This is a genomic window from Vibrio marisflavi CECT 7928, assembly GCF_921294215.1.
Classification (GTDB): domain Bacteria; phylum Pseudomonadota; class Gammaproteobacteria; order Enterobacterales; family Vibrionaceae; genus Vibrio; species Vibrio marisflavi.
The window spans coordinates 1311527-1332540 of sequence record NZ_CAKLDM010000001.1 but is presented as its reverse complement, the minus strand read 5'-3'; the positions used below and the strand labels follow the sequence as shown (position 1 = coordinate 1332540).

Genomic DNA, 21014 nt, shown 5'->3' with positions numbered 1-21014 from the left:
TTAACTAACTTCTTCCATCAACCAATCAATCACTGTTTTTACGTTTTTACTGCGTACTTTGTCTGGGCGGCAAAGTATGTAGTACCAAGAGTCGATAGTGATAGCTGGCTCTGCTAGATTTTTCAAAAGGCCAGACGAAAGTTCGTCGGTTACAAATATATTGTGAGTGACGAAAATACCGACTCCAGCAATTGCGGCTTGGATAGCTTGAGTAGAGTTTTCAAAAACCTGCTTTTTTGCTTTGCTGCCAAGAGGGAGGTTTTTAGCGTCTGCCCACTGTTTCCAATCGCTGCTTCGATATCTATCTTTCACCCAGATCTGAGTTTCGTTCTGCAAGATTTCTTCAATAGATTGATACTTTTCTAACACGCTTGGGCGACCGACCAGCAGGAGCTGATCTTGGCACCACTCTTTCGCTACGCTATCTGGCCACCAGTCAGGGCTGTTGCCATAGCCGATAGCTAGATCTAGATTATCTGCATCAATATCGAAATCAGACAAAGAAATAGCCGAGAGCCTAAGTTCGATATCTGGATGCGCGGTTGTAAAGTTCGGCAGGCGGGGAATGAGCCATTTTAGAGCTAACGTTGGGATCGAGTTGAGATAAACCTGTTTATCAGATTGCATTTCTCGCTGAGTCGCTCTGACAATAAGGTTCATGCCTTCTTCAATGCTTTGCCTATAACGTTCCCCTTCTGCCGTCAATTCCATGTGACGAGTGGTTCGGTTGATAAGTTTTTTACCCAAAAATGACTCTAGATTCTGAATGTTTTGGCTTACAGCAGAGTGGGTAATGCAAAGCTCTTCAGCTGCTTTGGTAAAATTTAGGTGGTGGCAAACACTTAAAAATACTGGCAATGTTTTTAAAGGAGGAAGATCTCTCATGGCGATTTGTTAGCAAACCTTACATATCGGTTAATGTATATCGATTTTTATCGAAATTCTACCAGAATATACTGTGTACATATTCTAAAGCTGTGCAATAAAAGCTGGCTCCCATAGCATCATTGGGTCTCTAGCATTAAAACAAAAAGGTTGAAAAATGAGTAAAGCGCTTCTAGTTATCGATTTCATCAATGATATTTGTCACCCAGACGGAAAAATTCCTTCTTCGGCAGCTCATACGCAAGAGCAAAATGCAATTGACAATGCTAACAAAGCATTAGCATTTGCTCGAAAGCAAGGTTGGCTAACGGTGCAGGTTAAAGTTGGCTTTGAACAGAACTATCATGCCCAGCCAAAAGAGTCGCCAATCTTCGGTAAAGCAAATCAGTTTGAAGCGTTAAAATTGGGCTCATTTGGAACGGATTTTCATGAAGATCTGGACGTGCAGCCGTCTGATTTCATCATCGAAAAACCTCGTGTAAACCCATTTTATGGAACGAATCTAGAACCAGTTCTTCGCGCAAACAAAGTCGATGAACTCTATGTATGTGGAGTCAGCACTGCATGGGCAATTCAAGCAGTGACTCGCGATGCGCATGACAGAGATTACAAAGTGACGATCATCGAAGATGCGTGTGCGGCGGCAGACCAACAGGAACACATGACTTCCATTGACATGTTATCTCGTATTGCCAACATTGTGAAAGTTGACGACTTAGTCTAACTTTAACCAAGCTCTCTAGCTGATAGATTGGGCTCGAACCATACCCACAGCCTGCTGGTTTGCCAGTAGGCTTTTTTGACTATACAGTTTAATAACCCAGCAAGGATATCATTTACTTGTAGGTAGCGTGGTTTCTTATTTTATGCGGTACAGTCAGGTTGAATTTATCTAGCCCCCTTTTATTGAGGTAAAATATCCCCGATTTGCTGGTTTTGAATTTTTTCGGTTTGTCGCCATTTAAAAGTGTTATTGCAGAGTTTGCCGCCTCTTTTCCATGCCCATAAGCAGATAGCACGAATGCTCCGACTGCTTTGTCATTGCCAACGGCATAAGAGACGGAAGAAAAAAGAGGAACTGTGGTATTTTTTCCTGTCCAGTCAAGCACCTCTTTTTCGTTGATCACTTGTCCAGATTTCCTGTCTAAGACTGTATACCAAGTCTGCAATATGATGGCGTCATAACTTTCTCCCGCCTGCAATACATGTTGTTTCCAGTCATCAAAATACCGAACGGTTTGAGCATTGACCTCAGTATCTCCGACAATATTCTGGTCATCTCCTTTCAGTCCGACTGCTTTGATTGACTGTGAAGTGGTACTGTCATCTAAAAGAACTAAAATCCGGTTGTGTTTAATAGGGGCAATATTTTTGATGTGCCTAACCAACGGTAAGATGAGGTGCCGCTCCAACACACCAAAAACGTTATTCGGTAGGCGCTCTGGTTTAAAATAAACTCTAGGGTTGTTATTAATTCCATAGAAAACAATTGGAATATCTTTTTTGCTCAGATCTTGCCCTAGCAGGCTAAGTGCGTTGTCATCCGCAAGCATGATTAGGTCGGGGTTAATCTTCTCCGCTTGTTCTAGAGTATCCTTCGCTATTTGGTTGAATTCTGCCTTTGGCTTGCGTTTGGTATTCATGTACAGAATTTCTATGTCGTGCTGATTACCCAAAGTGTCGGATACACCTTGTAAGCAGTTCATTGTCCATATGTTTTCTGGATGGTAGCTGTTGATAATGAGGATTTTAGCTGCGAAGGCTGAGGGGACGTTAAGCAATAAACACGCGGTTAAAAGACAGATGTACGTTCTTCCAATCATGCTACACCTTCCGTTGGTTACTTCATTTAATAAACTAATCTCTCTAAGATCTAGAGTGCTGAAGGAAAAAGTGCCAATAAATTAAGCAGTTTTTTGCTAAATACGTTGAATTTAGGTCAGTTTTAAGTGAAATGCGGTTTGTAGTCTGAAGACTTTCGACGTTATAGTGGTTTAATTATTTGAATTTTAGTACTTATTTTTCCTGTACATCATTATTTACGATCTTTTGATTTTGTAAAGTTAATGGGAATCTTGCCTTTTTTGTAAATTAGTGATTGCACTGTCGAGTTTAAACCGATAAGTTACAGTCATTACCAAGAAGAAATACTGATTGCAGTGCAGCCATCAGCGCTAGAAATATAGGAAAGACTGAGCAATGTTCCAAACCGATGACGTAAGAATTAAACAAGTTAAAGAGCTATTACCCCCTGTTGCAGTATTGGAAAAGTTTCCAGCAACTGAAGTTGCGTCTTCGACGACTTTTCAATCTAGAAAAGCTATTCATGACATTTTAAGTGATAAAGACGATCGCCTGTTAGTAATCGTTGGTCCATGCTCTATCCATGATCCAGAAGCCGCTATCGAATACGGTAAGCGTTTGAAAGTTCTTCGTGATGAGCTAGGAGATAGGCTTGAAATTGTAATGCGAGTCTACTTCGAGAAACCAAGAACAACAGTTGGCTGGAAAGGTCTAATAAACGACCCGTACCTCAACGATACCTTTAAGTTGAACGATGGCCTTCGAATTGGCCGTAAGCTACTGTTGGACCTAACTGATATGGGTATGCCAACGGCGAGTGAGTTCCTTGATATGATCACGCCACAGTATGTCGCTGATCTAATTAGCTGGGGCGCAATTGGCGCACGTACTACTGAGTCTCAGGTTCACCGTGAATTGGCTTCTGGCTTGTCATGTCCAGTCGGCTTTAAAAATGGTACAGATGGCAATATTAAAATTGCAACTGACGCGATTCGTTCAGCGGGCGCTTCTCACCATTTCTTATCGGTAACTAAATATGGCCACTCTGCTATTGTAGAAACGGCTGGAAATGAAGATTGTCATATCATTCTTCGCGGTGGTAAAGAGCCTAACTACAGCGCAGAGCACGTTGCTGAAATCAAAGATCAACTCGAGGCGTCTGGTTTACCTCAGAAGGTTATGATCGACTTTAGCCATGCGAACAGTTCAAAGCAGTTTAAGCGTCAAATGATCGTTTCTGAAGATGTAGCCGCTCAAGTTGCTCGTGGAGAGAAAGCAGTGTTTGGCGTAATGATTGAGTCTCATCTTGTAGAAGGACGTCAAGATTTGATTGATGGCAAAGCCGAAGTTTACGGTCAATCGATCACTGATGCATGCATTGGCTGGGAAGACACTGAAAAAGTACTTCGTCAGCTAGCAGACGCAGTAGAGTCTAGAAGAAACGTTTAATCAGCGCTTATATATTTACATAAGGCTCCCGATGGGAGCCTTTACTGTTTGGGAGGTTAAATTTCGATTGTACGTAGCTCAGTTTTGGACAAAAGTGAGTTAAAGTCGAAGCTCTAACTCGTTTCGTGGACATTAGAGAAAGTATCTTGAGCCTTAAACGTTTGTTAGCCGTACATTGCCCAACGGAAATAAGGACGCTGGCCATCCATCCGTTCAACTTCTGCACCTAACTTTTTGTAGAACTCGTGTGCTTTGGTGTTGTGTGGGCTAGCTGTCCATGAAATATGAGAAGTTAATGACTTTTGAGCTACCGTTTTCAAAGCATGCATAAGTTCTGCACCGTATCCCTTTGACCGATGCTTACCAACAACTAGAAGATCATCCAGCCAAATAGACGGTTCTCCCCGAAAGGATGAATAACGGTAATGAAACAAGGCGAAACCCTGGACTTCACCATCGACTTCTAATAGCAAAGCGTGAGCAAACGGATACTCACCAAATAAGGTTCGTTCAATCTTCTCTTTAGTCGTGGAGATTTCACCGTCGAACCCTTTCATACTTCGGTCAAACTCAGCTTTATGTCCAATAAGTTCTAGCAATTTACCTGAGTCTTGCTTGATCGCTTTCCTTACGTTCACTTTGTTCTCCATAACTAAAATTTCTGGTTGTCGGCTAACGCTTTCTATACGGCTTTTGGCCGTCTTTTGTCGTCCTATAATGCAGCCTTTCCAATCAAAGTTTAATTAATAATCAATAGGTTAATGAGAGGCATTGAGTGTTAGACCGCCAAATAACGCATAATTTTGAAAAAGCTTGATTCGGCACTTCATCGAATAACTACAGTTAAGGCAAACGTACAGTCTAAGGTTTGGAGTAGATATTCGCGCTGAGAAGAAAAGGGGCACTTTTAAGCTAGAAAATGCCAATATAGAAAGCAATTACTCATGGATATAATTGCTCGTAAGTGCCGAAATGTTTATACCGAATTTAAAAGGTTCTCAGTCATCCTTATTAAGTAATTGAGAGCCTAACTAGGCTTCAGAGCAAATTTTAGTTTCGCGGTTAAACAGTGAGATACGAGGTAGCAATAAACCTGCAATAACAACTGCAATACCTAGTAGTTGTAACTCAGTAACCGCTTGACCAAGCATATATGAGGTCAATACAGAGAAGATGGGCACAAAGTTGAAAAACAGGGCCGCGTTGGCTGAACCTAAGTGTCGCACACCGTTGAGCCACAACAAATAACCAGCAACGGTTCCAAATACTCCGATATATAATACTTCCGATATACCCAACATGGAGCTATTCCATAACTCAGCAAATGGATGTACCTCTGGCGATACCAAACACATGACGCTAATAACAGTGGCTCCACTTAACATTCCAACAAAGGTATAAGGGAGCACCGGCATCCAGCGGCTGATACCTTGGCTAAAGTATGTATAGAGACTCCAAGCCAGCATACCGAAAAATATCAGCTTATCACCATGGTTGATTTGCATAGAAAATAGCGCTTCAAAATGCCCGTTAGTTATCACCATTAGCACCCCTGTCAGGCTTACCAGTAGGCTAAAGCACTGGGCACCAGACGGTAGAGTTCGCAGCGCAACACAGGCTATGAAAGAAGTCATCAAAGGGCTAAGTGCCATAATTAATGCCCCATTAGTTGCGCTGGTGGAGGCTAAGCCTGTAAACAAACAAAGATTCAGTCCACCTATCCCTACTGCGCTGACCAATACAACCCACACCCATTGCTTTGAACTCAAGCTCAATTTGGATATGCGTCCAGCCTTGAGGTATACAGCAAGACACAGAGCCGCAATGACGAAGCGCCAGAACACCAAAGTAAGAGCATGAATTTGGTTTAAAGCGTTTTTGCCAATTGGAAAGCAACTACCCCAAAAGAAGGTGCATATAATAAGGAGGATAACTGCTTTGATTGTTGAATCAGATTTCATGGCCATTCCAGATGACTTGTCAAAAAGTATTCCGTAGTGTATTTATTTCAATAATTAGATAAACAAGCAAAAATAGGACGGTAAATACCAATAATGAAATCTAGATATTCGTTAGACGATCTGCGCTGTTTTTGTGCTGTAGCGCGTTTGAGCAGTTTTAAAGATGCTGCTCAATCTTTGGGTATGCCTCTTTCAACCTTGAGTCGCCGTATCCGCCAATTAGAAACCGATTTACAACTGCGTCTTCTCAATCGAGACGCTCATCGTGTAGCCTTGACCAGTATCGGAGAGCAATATTTTCAACGTTCGGCCGCTCTGTTTTATGAACTCAACGATATTGATGAAGATCTGCATCGGGATAAGTATCAGCCTCAAGGAAAAATTCGCATTTCCGCTCCTATCAACGTGGGTACTCAATTTCTGCGCGCAATTTTTTATGAGTTCTTGCTGAAATACCCAGATATCCAACTAGACCTAAGTTTTTCCAATGCTTTGATTGATATTGAAGCGGAAGGCATGGACGTGGTGTTTAGAGTTGGGAATACAGTGGTCGACAATTGGATTGCGAGGCCGCTAAAGGACATTCATTTCATTTTGTGCTCTCACCCCGACTATGATATTTCCGGCATAACTACACCTGACATGTTGTGCGGTCATCCGACAGTCATTTGTCGTCCTATGATACCGTGGCGGTTGGTACATAAAGAGAATGGTGGAAAGTTTGATTATCAGCCTACTAAGGGTTTAAGACTGGAATTAGATGAAATCGGAATGCTAACTCACGCGATTAAAACAGGGTTAGGCATTGGTTACGTACCTGATTATTTTGCGCTACCAATGATCTCTCAAGGGGAAATGAATCATGTCTTGCCCGACTGGAGTAGTAAAGCCCACACATTGTATATGCTGTATCGCGATCGCGATAACTTACCAATGCGAGTACGTCTGTTCATTGAATTTGTCCTATTGCATTTTAAATAAAACTAGCCTCTTTTAAATCATTGCAGTTAAATTAACAAAGCGTCTTCTGAATCTCGTACAAATCGTGTAAATGTTTCCAGAATTCGCCTTTAGATACGTGTTGCTGTTGCAACGGTGACGAGTGGGTAAATGCGCTGTGACTCAACTGGTTATATAGGTTGATGTATGCTGATGCTTGCTTTGCATCCACTTTCTTTAGCTGGTTTAAATCATGCTCTATTTGCCAGTGCCAATAGCTAGTTAAAGTTTTATTGTGGCTAAATAGATAGTTTTCGATCAGGTTTTGTTTTACAGCATAGAGATACTGACTTAAAACATACTTCACCTGACCTTGAATCACTTCTTTTTCTCGATTGATATTTTTTGGCCAGATCCATTTAATTATTATTAACGTCAACACGATTCCAAAAAATATACCGATAACTCTGGACATAGATGCATCGAGGTGGGAGTCAGAACCTAAGCCAATGATGAAGCAAATGACACCTTGTAGCGCAATGTAGTTGCGTTTGGCTTCATAAAAAATGCTTTCGAGGGCAAAGCTCACTACTAGAATCATGACAAAGTAGACAAATGTGTTGCCATGAATCATTGCCAAGGCGGGAATTGCTAATAAAAATCCGGCTGCCGCTCCCACAAGCCTATGTTTTGTTTTTACAATGTTGTTGGATTCGCTATACATCAGCACCAACATTGCGGTCACCGCCAACTGCAGGTTTGGTTGATAGCCGAGAAACAGCCAAAGCAATGGTAAAGAAACGACAATTAGTGACCAGCGAAGAGCATTAATATACTCAAATCGAGTGATCTCTTTAGTCCATTTCCTCTGATGGAATTTTTCCGGTTCATTGCTGTGAGTGACATTGTGAAAAAAGCCCAATGTTTGATGCCAAAACTGTTCTAACTGTGGGTTCCCGTTGGATAGCTCTTCCTTAATAGCCTTCGATATTTCTGCAGTCTTCGACTTAGATAATGTGTTATTAGCAAAAAGAGATTGAATTATTGTTTTCAAAATCGCTTTTTCATGTGCGCTTATCTCTGAGCCTGAGATTTGTTGGCTACTATTTGGTTCTGGTAGGCTATTAAGTAGATGATTTAGCCCATAAAGGTAGTGCTCGACATGACGACAGAGCCTTATCTTGATTAGGTAATGAGGGTGCTTTTTCTCTAAATTTGCGGAGGCGATTTTGTTTTCTAACTTTTTCGCACTGGCAAGCATTTGGCTTACTTCGATAAGCAACGAATTTTGATTGCCATAATTTTTCGCTTTCAAGTCAGAATACGTGCTGCATATGAAGTCTTCAAACTGATGTTGGTAATTTTTCCAAAGTGTATCAAGCTCCTTGGACGCGCGGTAACTGAAGCTAAGCCAATGCGTGGCTAAGCCGATGACAGAACCAATCACTATTTCGTAGATTCGAGCAATATGTAGCGGCACGATGAGATTATTGGGTATACCTAGTGGAGTACTAAATACTAAGAACGTAAAAGAGCCATATAGCCAAAAGTAGCTGTATCTTAAATCTAGCTTAGCGTTACTAAAACCGAGTGAAGCAATAAGCACGAGAGTTAATAAGTAGATAGAGCCATATGAAGGAAAGAAAAAAGAGATGACACCCCAAATCAAACAGCCGCATATAGTGCCTGCAATACGCTGTTTTGCTTTGCTAGCAACATGACCGACTTCGTTAAATGATGCAACTACGGCTGCACTGATTCCCGCCCAATAGACTTCTTCTAGGTGTAGCCATTGTGTGAGAGTCATGCTAACTGCGACAGCGAGCGCGATCCTTGCTGCAAATTGATATCTAGCGTTATTAATACTGTTCATTGCCATCTAGTTGTTATGTCTGATTAATATTTTAGTCGTAATATTTAGGCTGGGAAGATAAATGCTTTGGCGCTCAAACCTTTTACCAATCCAGGTATTTTCTGATCTAATTGGATTTTCACTGGCACTCGGTACTCATAACGAATTAGGCTAGTTTCTGGTGTGATATATGGCAAGCCGCCTCGATCATTATTTGTTGAACGTGCTACACCTCGTTCGATACTCACTACATGTCCTTTGTATAGGCGACCCGGTTTACTGGTTAGGTAAACCCATGCGGTTTGACCCGGTTTAATTTTTACGAGATTGCTTTCTTTGATATTTGCAGTAATCCACCAATTGTTTCTGACAATACTAAATAGGTTATCTGCTTTTTGAACATAGTCGCCAGGTTGGAGAAACATATTGCTGATATAGCCAGTAGTGCTTGCTTTGATAGTGGTATTACTCAATTGCCATTGATCATTGCTCACCATATCACTGAGTTTTTGAATGTTCTTTTGGTCAAGAGTACGTTGCTGCTTAGCTTTTTCTAACAAGACCTTATCAGCTTTGAGTTGCAATTTAGACACTGTAGCGGAAGTGTACTCGGTATCTAGCGCTTTCTTAGCAATCAAATGCTTGGCTTCCAATTTTTTATCACGTGCTAGGTTTTTGGCATTCAAAGTAGATTGAAACTGGTCTTGAGTATGGCGAATTTTCGCGGCATCGATATTTGATTGATCGATCTTGATTTTGCTTTTTGCCGCGCTTAGCGCAGACATGTCCTGCTTAAGCGTTAGTTTGTAACTAGTATCGTCTAACTGTATCAATGGTTGGCCAGCTTCCACTTTTTGATGATTATTAATCATCACCTTGGTAATTTGTCCGTCCAATTGACTTGGCACGTTGACCCAATCGGAATTCACGTAAGCATCATTGTTATATACAAAATAATAGCCAGAGGTGTAATAAGCGGCATAAAGGATAATGCAGGCTAGTAGGGTATATACCCAGTGATGCTTTGCCATGTCTGTTCTCAATTTAGTCAAATATTCAATGATGAGAAGTGTATTTTGAGGTGACTTGAGTCACAACTTGATAGGTGCAAAGCACTTTTGCGAACTCTGCAAATATGGGTGTAACTATTTAATAAATAAAAGATTAGTTTGAAGATTGATGTGCAGTGTCACGTTGATATAAAAATAACGTAACTATCAATAATAAAAGGTTTGTTTGGTAAAAGAATCTATTGAGAAAATCTTTGGCAGGGCATACCCTCATGTGAGTTTAATAAAAGGAGATACTCATGGTTGCAAAGGTAGTTGTAGCGCAACAAGGCCCAGAACTGTCAGAGTTGGTACAGGGATATTGGCGACTCGCTGATTGGAAAATGACGCCTCAACAGCGTTTAAGTTTCTTAAAACAGCATATTGAGCTTGGAATCACCACAGTCGATCACGCTGATATTTACGGCAATTACGAATGTGAAAAGCTGTTTGGTGAAGCACTTGCCCTCGATAGCAGTGTGCGTGATGAAATTGAGATCGTGACCAAATGTGATATCAAGCTTTGTGGAAATAAAAATCCAGATCAGAAGATAAACCACTATGACACTAGTGCCAAACATATCTATCAGTCGGTAGACAATTCATTAGAGCGCTTGGGGATTAGTGAAATAGATGTGCTTCTGATCCATCGTCCTGATGCATTGATGGATGCTGATGAGGTAGCTGGCGCATTCGCAGAACTTCATAAAGTGGGTAAAGTGAAGCACTTTGGCGTATCCAACTTCTCTCCACGCCAATTTGAATTATTGCAATCACGATTGGGTAAGCCATTAGTAACCAACCAAGTAGAAATCAATCCGCTTAATTTTGATGTTGTTCATGATGGCACTCTGGACCAACTTCAATTGCTACGAACTCGACCAATGGCATGGTCATGCCTCGCTGGTGGTGAGCTTTTTAATGCAACCACTGCTCAATCTAAGAGAGTTCGAGCTGAGCTTGAAGCCATCAAAGAAGAAGTTGGCGCTGAATCTATCGATCAAGTCATCTATGCATGGGTGCGCAGCTTGCCATGTAAACCTTTGCCAATCATAGGCTCAGGAAAAATTGAACGAGTAAAAACAGCGGTTTCAGCGTTGGATATTGAGTTAACCAGAGAGCAGTGGTTTAGAGTGTGGGTTGCATCTAAAGGGCACGGTGTGCCATAGAAAGTTCAGTCCACCTCACTATGTTTTACAATCCCACACGTGTTCGCGTTGTGGGATTATTTTTTAGCAACTTTTTAGTAACTTTTTTAGCAACTTAGAGCGTCGACTGTTTTGTGCTAGAGCTAATGAATGTCGATAGGTGATGCAAGTCAATGTTTAACAGTCCTTAGAAAAACAACTTTAGTGAGTTCTTGATGCCAAATGTTTATTTTAGGATTATGTATAGCCAAACCATCTCAATTTGAATAACACACCTTGTAACTATATGAGGTTAATGGATACGTACATTTGCTGCATTGCATGATTTAATGGAAGACTCATGCAGCAATGGAAAATGGTTTAGCAAAGGAGGCTAAATGACGGAGCAGTCGTATACATGGCAAACTAGATTCGAACGACTGAGAAGCAATAAAATATTCGAGTTGTTTGTTGTTGGTGTCATTATTTTTTCAGCTTTAGTCATAGGTGCGAAGACCTATGAGCTGCCTGACTTTGTGGTTAAGCTAATCCACGTTTTAGATTGGTTTATCACGTTTATCTTTTTATTTGAAATCATTATTAGATTCATTGGAGAAAAGGATAAGAAGCGCTTTTTCAAGAATGGTTGGAATGTCTTCGATACTTTGATTGTAGTGGTGAGCTTAATTCCGATTTCAGATAGTGAGCTCGCTCTTATTGGTCGCTTAGTTCGGATTTTCCGTGTGTTGCGGATGGTATCCATTATTCCTGAGCTCAGAATGTTGCTTAACTCGCTTATCAAAGCGTTGCCTCAGTTAGGCTATGTCATGTTACTGATGTTTATCATCTTCTATATCTATGCAGCGATTGGCAGCACCTTTTTCAGTGAAATTAACCCTAACCTGTGGGGTGATATTTCAATCAGCCTTCTTACCTTGTTTAGGGTAATGACTTTCGAAGACTGGACTGACGTTATGTATGAAACGATGACGGTGTATAAACTTAGCTGGTTGTATTACCTGTCGTTTATTTTCTTCACCGCTTTTGCTTTTTTAAACATGGTTATAGGGATTGTGGTCAATGTCCTTGAGCAAGAGCACGCAGCATTGAGAGAGGAAAAGAGTAAAGCCGACAACGAGCCAACGATGGTGGAACTCAAACAAGAGTTAGCCGAGATAAAATCTATGCTGCAAGCACAGCAGTCGAAATAAACATGAGCAGCTACAACATAGCTATCAGGGCAATGAGTAGCAATTACTGCCGTACATACCTGCTAATTTCAGCAGGTATGTATTTTTAGTGGTCTAGCTAGCTTTTATTTTTAAGCTGTTAGGCTTTTTTATATTAAACAAGCCAATCAACCCTATCAAAATTAGTGCCCCCATCCTGATCCAGTCTGAACTGAAGATTATGACCAGTGCGAGTGTCAGCAACACAGCGCGCTGGGCCATGTTTAGCTGGTTGAAAAGTCTTCCCTCAATTCCCCCTGCAAACGCGACAATTAGGCCAATAGTTGCCAAGATTGAAACCAAAAAATCGACAGGATTGTTGGCCCAAATTAGCCCAGAAAATGCCATCATGATTGGTATTAGGAAAAAGCCTTGTGCAAGTTTGAATGCTTGAATAGCTGATGCCATCGGCGGAGCTTTGGCGACCCCAGCACCTGCAAACGCTGCGAGAGCGATAGGAGGAGTGACATTGGATGTTTGAGAAAGCCAGAAGACAATCATATGCGCTGCGAGCAAGCCGATCCCAAGGTTAGTCAGTGCTGGTACGGCCATTACCGACAATACTATGTAGGCTGCAGTAACCGGAAGGCCCATACCTAAAATGATTGCAGCGACAGTGATCAGTGCTAACACTGACCATAAATGCCCGCCAGATAAGGAAATTAAAAACTGAGTAAACTGCAGGCCTATACCAGTTTGACCTACCACGCCGACAACTATTCCTGCCGTTGCGCACGCAATCGAAATAGGCAGAGAAAGAAGTGCCCCAGCTTTCATTCCTTCGAGGATTAAAGCAAATGAGATGCGACTGTGTTTACGACACATTGCGGCTAGGACGATGGCTACGCACCCAGCGACACCTACAAGTACAGGTGTATAGGCCATTAACAGTAACATGGTAATAAACACGAGAGGCAAAAGAAAATGCCACCCTTGTTTGAGTATCGTTAGTATTTGTTCCGTTTTTGACATGCCGTCGATGCCCAACTTGCAGGCCATCAAATGTACATATAAAAGAGTGCACATGAAGTACAAAATCGCCGGGGCAATCGAAACGATTAAAATCTCACTGTAAGGAATACCTGTAAATTGAGCCATGACAAATGCGCCAGCGCCCATAACTGGTGGCATTATCTGTCCACCCGTAGAAGCAGCCGCTTCGATGCCGGCTGCTTGCTCCGGCTTGTACCCCAGCTTTTTCATCATTGGGATCGTGAGAGCGCCAGTCGTTACGGTATTGGCGATTGCTGAGCCAGTAATTGAGCCAAGAGCTGCCGATGCGACAACACTGGCTTTAGCAGGGCCGCCACGATATTTACCGGCTAACGCAAAAGCGCTATCAATAAAGAACTGCCCAGCTCCTGTGACTTGTAAGAAGGCACCAAAGAGAACAAAAATAAACACCACGCCCGCTGCAATCGCTAGTGGTGCGCCAAACACACCATTGGTTGAAAATATATGAAAGCGGATGATTTCTTCGAGAGAAAACCCTTTGCTTGAGAAGCCAGCAGGAAGGATATCGCCAAAAAGCGCATAGCTAAGAAATAAAGCAGCGATAAGCAACATTGTCAGGCCAACGGTTCTTCGTGTGGCTTCTAATAGAGCGGCAATAATTACAATACCCGCTAGCTGATCTGCTGGCTGAAGGCCATCAAGCAAGAAGCTAATGTCATCATAATCAAAGTGCAACAGTCGGTTCGCTGCCCAGCAAACCGCCGCGATAAGAGCAATATCAACAGCACGCGCTAAGATATACAAGGTGTTGCTTTTACTGGGCTTAACCAGCGGATAAACTAAGAAAACGAGTGCAAGTACCCAGCTCAAATAAAGTGGTCTAAATATCGGTGCAGATAAGTTTGCGGTGATACTTTGCCAGATCTCAAAAGTGGTAAGAGATACAGCGAGGAAGCTCGCGACTAGCGTTAGTTTATCGGCTATTTTATCACTAGTGCTGTAGTTCAAGTTATCCATGGACTCTCTCCATCGTTCAATGTCGACGTACAAGAAAGACTCAACCACCGCAAGTGGGTGGTTGAGTCTACTTAATTACATTGTCTGTGTGTTGGGGTGAGATTTGGTGTACTCGTCTACAAATTTTTTCGTGCCAGGGTGGAGTGGGAATGCAGTCAGTTGATGTATCTCTTCACTATCGGAAATTTCAGCCAAGCCTATATTTGCACGAATCTTATTAATATTTTCAAACGCTACTTTAGTTAGCTCATAGGCCATTTCGTCATCCATGTCTTTGTTTACTACAAGTACATTCCATACAGCTGGTGCAGAAAATGCCTTGACGTTTTTGTAGATTCCGGTGGGGGCGTCAATTCTCTCATAATATGGGTAAGCTGCTGAAATCTCGGCAAGCTCTTCAGGAGTAAAAGACAAAATACGAATATCGCGGGTTAGTGCTAGCTCGGTAATTGCTCCAACTTTTAAGCTGCCTACAATGACTCCAGCATCAATTTGGCCATTGGCAAGAGCACTGGTCGTTGCTGAGTAATTTAGGGCTTGGCCGTCAACGTCTGACTCAGATATGCCTAATGCTTTGAGTATATTTATAGAGCTTACTCGTGTACCGGAACCTGCAGCACCCAAAGATACTTTTTTTCCTTTCAATTGTTTTATGGAAGTAATGTCGGAGTCTGCAGGAACAATAAATTGTACGACGTTGGGGTAAAGAGCAAATAGAACGGAAACGTCCATAGGCTTAGGGAAAGGCTTGTGGCCTTCATGTGCTTGAAGGACAACATTTTCCATGGCAATACCAACAAGCTGTTTGTGTAGGGCTACTTTAATGACATTTTCTACTGACGCCGCAGTCACTTCTGCTCGCATATCAAAGTCTGGGATATTGTCACTCCACACAGTGGCAAGCATCCCACCAAGAGGATAATACGTACCACTTTGACTGCCTGTACCAATGGTATAACTGTCAGCTAAGGAGAGGTGAGAAAATAATAGGGTTACTGCTAAGCAGAGTGAAACCATTCCTTTTTGAACTAACCGAGACATCATGTTGTTCGCTTCCTTTATTTTTGTTGGTATTAATACGGGTCTGAGTGCACATTATGAACTCGTTGTAATATTCTTTAATACCGTTAAATCAAAAATGAGAGGCTGACTCAAGATTAGTGTAATTAATCGAGCGTGTTATTTTATATGCTCTATTGGCCCCATTGATTAATCTAATTGCAAATTGGAGGGTTAGTCGTTGATTAATGAAATTAATAAGGTGTGCAGAAAATGCACACCTTAGGGCAGGGGGGGAAGTACTACGAGGCTTTTTTTCTTCTTGTTCTTGGCATGGGTTTTACATTGCTTTCTGGTTGGTTCTCAAGCCATGATCCGTTTTTGTGTCGGCGATAGAAATGTGTTGGCAGTCCTTTTGTGTGTTGTGTCCAAGGCGTCTCGGAAATCGCCTGTTTCATATCCTTATATCCAAGCTCTCGTCTTAACCGAATTGAACGTCGCGAAAACTCTGCATCACTCAACGGGATGTGCCCCGGTAGAGGATCGAAAGTAATATGAACAATGTCGATCTTGGTTCCGTCCGTCAGCGCGGGAACATCGGGTACTTGGCTACTGTCTACCAAATCTGGCGATTTAGTTGCGACATGAGCAAGGTTCCGTTGCGCAATTAGAGCTTCGACATTGTGGTTGCTGCGACTGGCGTATTGAATTTCTTTCTCTCGCCAAAGGACTTCACTCATGGTTTTTGGCATCTCTCCATTGGCATTCCATAAGTCGACGACAAAAATCAGCAGGCTCTGATCTCCAGCAAGATCGAGTATTCCATTCAACGGCGTATTCGATACCACGCCACCATCCCAATAGAAATCTTCGCCAACTTGTGTTGGAGGAAAGCCCGGAGGCAAAGATCCACTAGCAACAGCATGCGCAGGATTCATAGTATCGGTATCGCTATCGAAAAACACGAGCTCTCCGTCAGTGACTCGGGTGGCACCAACCGTTAGACGCGTATCGCCTTTGTTAATCAGATCAAAGTCAGCCAGTTCATTTAGGGTTCTGAAAACTGGTGCTGTATCATAGAAGCTGGTGGCTCCTTCACCGGGGCTGGCGAGCCAAGGGTTGATCAGACGCGGATTAAAAAAGTTGGGTTGACCAAACATCAAAGCAGTAGAAGCACTGGCAGTGTTGAAGATAGAAGCATACTCGCTTGGAATGTTTGCATCAGTTCCTGGCCACGAGATTTTCTGCCAAAACTCTTCCAGCTTTTCTAAACGTTTTTCCGGTGGATTCCCAGCAAGTATGGCGGAGTTTAATGCGCCAATGGAAATACCCGCGAACCAATCTGGTGTGTACCCCGCTTCTTCCATCGCTTGATACGCACCAATGTGGTAAGCACCCAAAGCACCACCACCTTGTAAAACAAGACATACTTTTGGTTTATTTTTTACGGCTTGGATTTTCGGCATTCACTTTTCTCCCTGTAAAGTTTTAACTGAACCTCCAAATCTATAGTTCAAAAAAATGAACAATATTATCAATAAGCTAACGAGTTATTTGTCATTTGGTTAGAAATTAATATCGATCTCATTTTGTTGATATATAGAGTGTAAAATTTGCACGATTGCTTGAGCAATATGATTTGTACGTAGACCTCATAGGGGTCTTGCCTGGTGGTGCGAGAATGCAAAGTAAAGTTTGAGGAGCCACAATCGAATTTAACTCTGGTATATTTTTAGTAACGACTAACAGGATAAAGTGTGAACTATGGCCTCGCGCATAAATGAAGGGTTTAATGCCCTTTTTGAAAATCTCCCAAGATCAGAAAAAATACTACATTTACTTGTACTTACATGGGTTTTAGTACAGATACTATCTTCATCTTTTATGCATGTGCACCCAGATACAGCATGGAGCAATATCAACATGATTAGCCAAGTGCATATGTATAGTGGGTTAGCGCTGCTTCCTATTTCCTTAATCTTCATGACAGTAGTTATTCGTCGTAGAACGTTTGCGGATCTCTACCCTTGGCTATACAAAAATTTTGCGGTAATAGCGGAAGATATCAAAACGCTCTTTACTTTCCGCTTACCGAAGGCTCGTCCTGCTGGTTTGTCTGCAACTATTGAAGGTTTAGGGCTGTTAGCATTGTTGCTAGCTATTTTTACTGGGTGTTTGTGGTATGCAGATGCCGTTACAGGGCATATGAGCGCTTTATTACTAGAGATACATAAATCAAGTGTCGGGTTAATTGAAACCTACTTTTATGCTCATGGTCTATTTGGGTTATTGCATTTGATTGAGTGGTGGCGGTCTAACTAGCCTAAGCACAATAGCATTCGCTTTACTTAGAAGTGGGGCTCTATCTCAATGAGTTTGATGATTGTTCACAAGGTTAGGTATTACTTGAAAATAAGAAGCGCCCATAGAGGACTATGAGCGCTTTCAAGCATACTAATGTATCAAATGTCGCTGGAGTCTAAAATACTGCTTCGGCTTCTCTTTGGTGCTGCGCAGTTGCTCTCTTTTTCTGACACTGGTGCTGCACTTTCTCTGGGTAGGCTGGCTCGTAAGTACATTCGCCGATTTCATGTCTTGGGCAGATGTATGCCGTACTTCTTTCAACCAATTGAGTGTGACAATTTGGACAAAAACGTTCCATATTAACCTCCTGTTGTTGGATGATGTGAATCGTTGTTATATACAGCAGTATGCAAAACTGTCTCAAGTTTTCTAGCACATATAATTATGCGCATCAACTGTCATAACTATTTGTCCAAATGTTCACTTAAAATGCTGATGAAGGAACTTCTCCACCTTTAACTAATTGAAAATATTAACCAATCACTCGGGCCATATAGTAAGTATTGATGTACTCACCATTTCTAAAAGATGCGTTTTTAGCTTCCCCTTCCACCACAAAGCCTAAGTTTTTGTAACACTGTATTGCGCGATCATTGTCACAGTTTACGTCGATCTCGATGCGTTTTACTTGTAGCCAATTATCCGCAAGATCGATAACGGTTTGTATGAGTTTGGTGCCGATTCCCATTCCGTGATAGTCATCGTGCACGCCAATTCCAAAGGTTGCGATGTGTAACTTTCTAGGGCGCTGATTGTGCTCGAAGCCAATATTACCAACGACTTTGCCATCGACTTCAGCGACATAAGTATATACACCCGCGGGGAGGTTGTTCAGCCTAGTTGCCCAATTTTCGATAGAAGGTTTTGGGAGTTGCAGTGTTTCACTTTGAGCAGTTGGCTGGCTATAAATCTCGCATAGAGCTTTCGCATCGCTCACTTGAGTTGGGCGTATAATTATTTCCATATTCATCCTTTTCTCTAGTCAATTAGTATAACTTGGTACTATTTCACAGATGTACTCAATGAATCTATCATGTCAACAACAAACAGATAAACACTTTTTAACCTCAGTTTCGCTTATCCAAACCTAAGGTTAATCTAAAGAAATTCTTACAGTGACGGAGGCGTGATCGCTGCTGTATAGATCTTTTTCAAGTCTAGGATCAACGATATGTTGATCATTGACAGAATAGTCACTGATTGTCGCTAAGCGATTTGCTGATTGGTTGCAAAACTCATCCGAGAGCAAGATGTAATCAAGCACTTGAGAATGAGCGCCGTAAAAGTGGGTAGGAGGTCTAGAGGAAGTTGGTTTTTTCAATTCCCAGCCATCATGCAGTACGTAGTTTGCTAGGGTTGGGTTTTTATCAGAGTTAGAAAAGGTCAGACAGGAAAACTCGTCTCCTTGAATAGAGTTGTTGAAATCCCCCATTAACATTAGCGGTCGATTGGTTTGCAGTTTGTTGTCGACGATATAGCGATGCAATAGATGCGCTTCAAAGCCTCTTTGTACCTTGGACATCCAAAGGCCATAGGTACTGTCATTCCAGCGACTGACTTCGATTTGGCTAGCCTCACTTTCTAGTTCTAACCGCTTGGACTTAAAGTGTATAACGTAGATATCAATTGGCCCCAAGCTTGGTATCTCTATAACCGCATGAATGGGCTTTCTGCTGAACTCGAAAGCGTCATAAGGTAAGTATTGTTGGGATAGAGTAACTGGACTGCAGCTAGTGATAGGAAAACGTGAGGCAAGAGCTAAAACAGGCTGGCTATATATAAACTTGTCTTCGATATTTGGTGAATCAACAGTGACAAAATGACTATAGCCGAGCTCTTTCATCTGATGTTTGAGTTCTTCAATGCTAAATACTTCTTGGAAAGCGACAATGTCTGAATTTAGCTGGCTTAAATGTGCTCTCAACCAGCTTTGTTTTTGTTGCCACTGGCTTTCTGTGTAGATATTGTCTTGGCTATAGAAGGCATTCGGCGGCGCTAAATAGTTATATAAATTAAGCGTCGTTACAGTCACTTCTTTCGCATTTAGGCTGGCTTTTTCTTCTGACACTTTTTATTCCATTCATTTTCTATAGTGTTAATTTGGCATATTTATTAGAACTTTTCCTTATATTTCGCCCAGATTAAAGGTATGTTGGTTGCTTGCAAAGTAGCCGGTGAGGGAGCCCAATGAGTCGAAATGAAGGAACATGGAAAACGCCACAGAACTTTTTACTGATCATTTCTGTAGTTGTGCCTATTGCGTTTTCTAGTTGGATGGCACTACTCAACAATTTCGTCGTTGAGAGAGCGAACTTTGACGGAGCGGATATTGGTTTGCTACAAAGTGTTCGTGAAATTCCCGGTTTCTTAGCGTTTACGGCTGTGTTTGTTCTGCTATTTATTCGTGAGCAGCGCTTCCTCATTCTTTCTTTAGCGATGCTGACGATAGGTACTGCAATAACAGGCTTTTTTCCCTCACTATTCGGTCTACTGCTTACAACCCTCTTGATGTCTACTGGTTTTCACTATTTTGAAACACTCAAGCAGTCACTTTCCCTGCAGTGGCTAAGCAAAGAAGAAGCGCCGGAGATGCTGGGGAAGATGATCTCTGTTGGCGCTTTAGCCTCTCTTGTTACCTATGGAGCTTTGTGGGTGTTGCTGAAACAGTTTGAGCTCGATTTTAAGTGGGTATATATGATAAGTGGTGGGATAGCCTTTGCGCTGGTGGCTTGGCTGTTTTTTGTCTTTCCGGATTTTAAGTCTGAAACGCAGCAGACCAAAAAACTGATATTGCGAAAGCGTTACTGGCTCTACTACGCTCTCACATTTATGAGTGGTGCACGCCGACAAATCTTCGTGGTTTTCGCTGGTTTTTTGATGGTTGAGAAATTTGGCTATACAGCTGCAGATATTACGTTACTCTTTTTGATTAACTACTTATTTAACTTCTTGTTTGCTAAGAAAATTGGCAAAATCATTGGCATTGTTGGTGAGCGAAAAGCATTGGTGTTTGAGTACGTGGGACTCGTATTCGTGTTTGTCGGGTACGGATTAGTGCAGACGGCGCATTGGGCAGCAATCCTTTATGTTGTCGATCACCTATTTTTCGCTCTTGCTCTTGCTATAAAAACTTACTTCCAAAAGATTGCAGATCCAGCGGATATGGCGTCAACAGCAGGTGTCGCTTTTACTATCAATCACATTGCAGCGGTAGTAATACCGGTATCGTTTGGTCTGATATGGCTTGTTTCGCCATCGTCAGTATTTTTTATTGGCGCTGGAATGGCAGTGGTTTCGTTGCTGCTTTCATTTAATATTCCAAGAAAGCCAGCAGATGGAAATGAAGTGAATGTGCTGCGATGGAGTTAGCTTGCCTTGTGATAATC

At 42.0% G+C, this 21014-nt stretch carries 19 protein-coding genes; 7 read left to right on the top strand and 12 right to left on the bottom strand.

All coding sequences use genetic code 11. The features are described from left to right. Positions 1 to 885, bottom strand: coding sequence for a LysR substrate-binding domain-containing protein (locus L7A31_RS05935; protein WP_237360572.1), 885 nt, complete (start codon positions 883 to 885; stop codon positions 1 to 3). Positions 886 to 1042: 157 nt separating this feature from the next. Here L7A31_RS05935 and L7A31_RS05930 point away from each other — a divergent pair, with 157 nt between their 5' ends. After that, positions 1043 to 1609 carry a cysteine hydrolase family protein gene (locus L7A31_RS05930; protein ID WP_237360571.1) on the top strand — a complete coding sequence of 189 codons (567 nt, stop codon included), beginning with the start codon at positions 1043 to 1045 and terminating at the stop codon, positions 1607 to 1609. A 112-nt stretch (positions 1610 to 1721) separates the two neighbouring features. Here L7A31_RS05930 and L7A31_RS05925 read toward each other — a convergent pair whose 3' ends face one another. Then, the gene (locus L7A31_RS05925) at positions 1722 to 2708 is read right to left on the bottom strand and encodes an ABC transporter substrate-binding protein (protein ID WP_237360570.1); all 987 of its coding nucleotides are present in this window, start codon (positions 2706 to 2708) and stop codon (positions 1722 to 1724) included. A 376-nt stretch (positions 2709 to 3084) separates the two neighbouring features. On the opposite strand from L7A31_RS05925, the gene aroG reads away from it, so the two are divergent. Next, entirely contained in the window at positions 3085 to 4137 is a 1053-nt protein-coding gene (gene aroG / locus L7A31_RS05920) for a 3-deoxy-7-phosphoheptulonate synthase AroG (RefSeq protein ID WP_237360569.1), read from the top strand. 164 nt (positions 4138 to 4301) lie between these two features. Here the strand turns inward: aroG and L7A31_RS05915 are convergent, their stop codons facing one another. Together L7A31_RS05915 and L7A31_RS05910 are read right to left on the bottom strand one after the other, a co-directional pair. Then, positions 4302 to 4787 carry a GNAT family N-acetyltransferase gene (locus tag L7A31_RS05915; RefSeq protein WP_237360568.1) on the bottom strand — a complete coding sequence of 162 codons (486 nt, stop codon included), beginning with the start codon at positions 4785 to 4787 and terminating at the stop codon, positions 4302 to 4304. A gap of 381 nt (positions 4788 to 5168) precedes the next feature. Continuing rightward, entirely contained in the window at positions 5169 to 6098 is a 930-nt protein-coding gene (locus L7A31_RS05910) for a DMT family transporter (protein ID WP_237360567.1), read from the bottom strand. 93 nt (positions 6099 to 6191) lie between these two features. On the opposite strand from L7A31_RS05910, the gene L7A31_RS05905 reads away from it, so the two are divergent. Next, the gene (locus L7A31_RS05905; RefSeq protein ID WP_237360566.1) at positions 6192 to 7079 is read left to right on the top strand and encodes a LysR family transcriptional regulator; all 888 of its coding nucleotides are present in this window, start codon (positions 6192 to 6194) and stop codon (positions 7077 to 7079) included. Between the two features lie 31 nt (positions 7080 to 7110). Here L7A31_RS05905 and L7A31_RS05900 read toward each other — a convergent pair whose 3' ends face one another. Continuing rightward, on the bottom strand, positions 7111 to 8910 hold the full coding sequence (locus tag L7A31_RS05900; RefSeq protein ID WP_237360565.1) for an FUSC family protein: 1800 nt from the start codon (positions 8908 to 8910) through the stop codon (positions 7111 to 7113). Between the two features lie 44 nt (positions 8911 to 8954). Further along, positions 8955 to 9920: an HlyD family secretion protein gene (locus tag L7A31_RS05895; RefSeq protein ID WP_237360564.1), complete on the bottom strand. Its 966-nt coding sequence runs from the start codon at positions 9918 to 9920 to the stop codon at positions 8955 to 8957. A 278-nt stretch (positions 9921 to 10198) separates the two neighbouring features. Here L7A31_RS05895 and L7A31_RS05890 point away from each other — a divergent pair, with 278 nt between their 5' ends. Then, complete coding sequence (locus L7A31_RS05890; protein WP_237360563.1) at positions 10199 to 11107, top strand: aldo/keto reductase; 909 nt, start codon at positions 10199 to 10201, stop codon at positions 11105 to 11107. Between the two features lie 356 nt (positions 11108 to 11463). Then, complete coding sequence (locus L7A31_RS05885; RefSeq protein ID WP_237360562.1) at positions 11464 to 12276, top strand: ion transporter; 813 nt, start codon at positions 11464 to 11466, stop codon at positions 12274 to 12276. 93 nt (positions 12277 to 12369) lie between these two features. Here the strand turns inward: L7A31_RS05885 and L7A31_RS05880 are convergent, their stop codons facing one another. The 3 genes from L7A31_RS05880 to L7A31_RS05870 all read right to left on the bottom strand — a co-directional run bounded on the left by L7A31_RS05880 (position 12370) and on the right by L7A31_RS05870 (position 16730). Beyond that, positions 12370 to 14265 (bottom strand): TRAP transporter permease, encoded by a 1896-nt coding sequence (locus L7A31_RS05880; RefSeq protein ID WP_237360561.1) that lies wholly within the window; start codon positions 14263 to 14265, stop codon positions 12370 to 12372. A gap of 75 nt (positions 14266 to 14340) precedes the next feature. Next, a complete protein-coding gene (locus L7A31_RS05875; protein ID WP_237360765.1) occupies positions 14341 to 15306 on the bottom strand; it encodes a TAXI family TRAP transporter solute-binding subunit in 966 nt (321 codons plus the stop codon). 260 nt (positions 15307 to 15566) lie between these two features. Then, on the bottom strand, positions 15567 to 16730 hold the full coding sequence (locus L7A31_RS05870) for a patatin-like phospholipase family protein (RefSeq protein ID WP_237360560.1): 1164 nt from the start codon (positions 16728 to 16730) through the stop codon (positions 15567 to 15569). A 298-nt stretch (positions 16731 to 17028) separates the two neighbouring features. Here L7A31_RS05870 and L7A31_RS05865 point away from each other — a divergent pair, with 298 nt between their 5' ends. Next, positions 17029 to 17586 (top strand): cytochrome b/b6 domain-containing protein, encoded by a 558-nt coding sequence (locus L7A31_RS05865; RefSeq protein ID WP_237360559.1) that lies wholly within the window; start codon positions 17029 to 17031, stop codon positions 17584 to 17586. A 157-nt stretch (positions 17587 to 17743) separates the two neighbouring features. Here the strand turns inward: L7A31_RS05865 and L7A31_RS05860 are convergent, their stop codons facing one another. The 3 genes from L7A31_RS05860 to L7A31_RS05850 form a co-directional block, all read right to left on the bottom strand. After that, positions 17744 to 17926: a hypothetical protein gene (locus L7A31_RS05860; RefSeq protein WP_237360558.1), complete on the bottom strand. Its 183-nt coding sequence runs from the start codon at positions 17924 to 17926 to the stop codon at positions 17744 to 17746. Positions 17927 to 18100: 174 nt separating this feature from the next. Then, positions 18101 to 18592 (bottom strand): GNAT family N-acetyltransferase, encoded by a 492-nt coding sequence (locus tag L7A31_RS05855; RefSeq protein ID WP_237360557.1) that lies wholly within the window; start codon positions 18590 to 18592, stop codon positions 18101 to 18103. A gap of 129 nt (positions 18593 to 18721) precedes the next feature. Next, positions 18722 to 19696 carry an endonuclease/exonuclease/phosphatase family protein gene (locus tag L7A31_RS05850; protein ID WP_237360556.1) on the bottom strand — a complete coding sequence of 325 codons (975 nt, stop codon included), beginning with the start codon at positions 19694 to 19696 and terminating at the stop codon, positions 18722 to 18724. 119 nt (positions 19697 to 19815) lie between these two features. Here L7A31_RS05850 and L7A31_RS05845 point away from each other — a divergent pair, with 119 nt between their 5' ends. Then, a complete protein-coding gene (locus tag L7A31_RS05845; RefSeq protein ID WP_237360555.1) occupies positions 19816 to 20997 on the top strand; it encodes an MFS transporter in 1182 nt (393 codons plus the stop codon). Positions 20998 to 21014 lie beyond the last annotated feature (17 nt).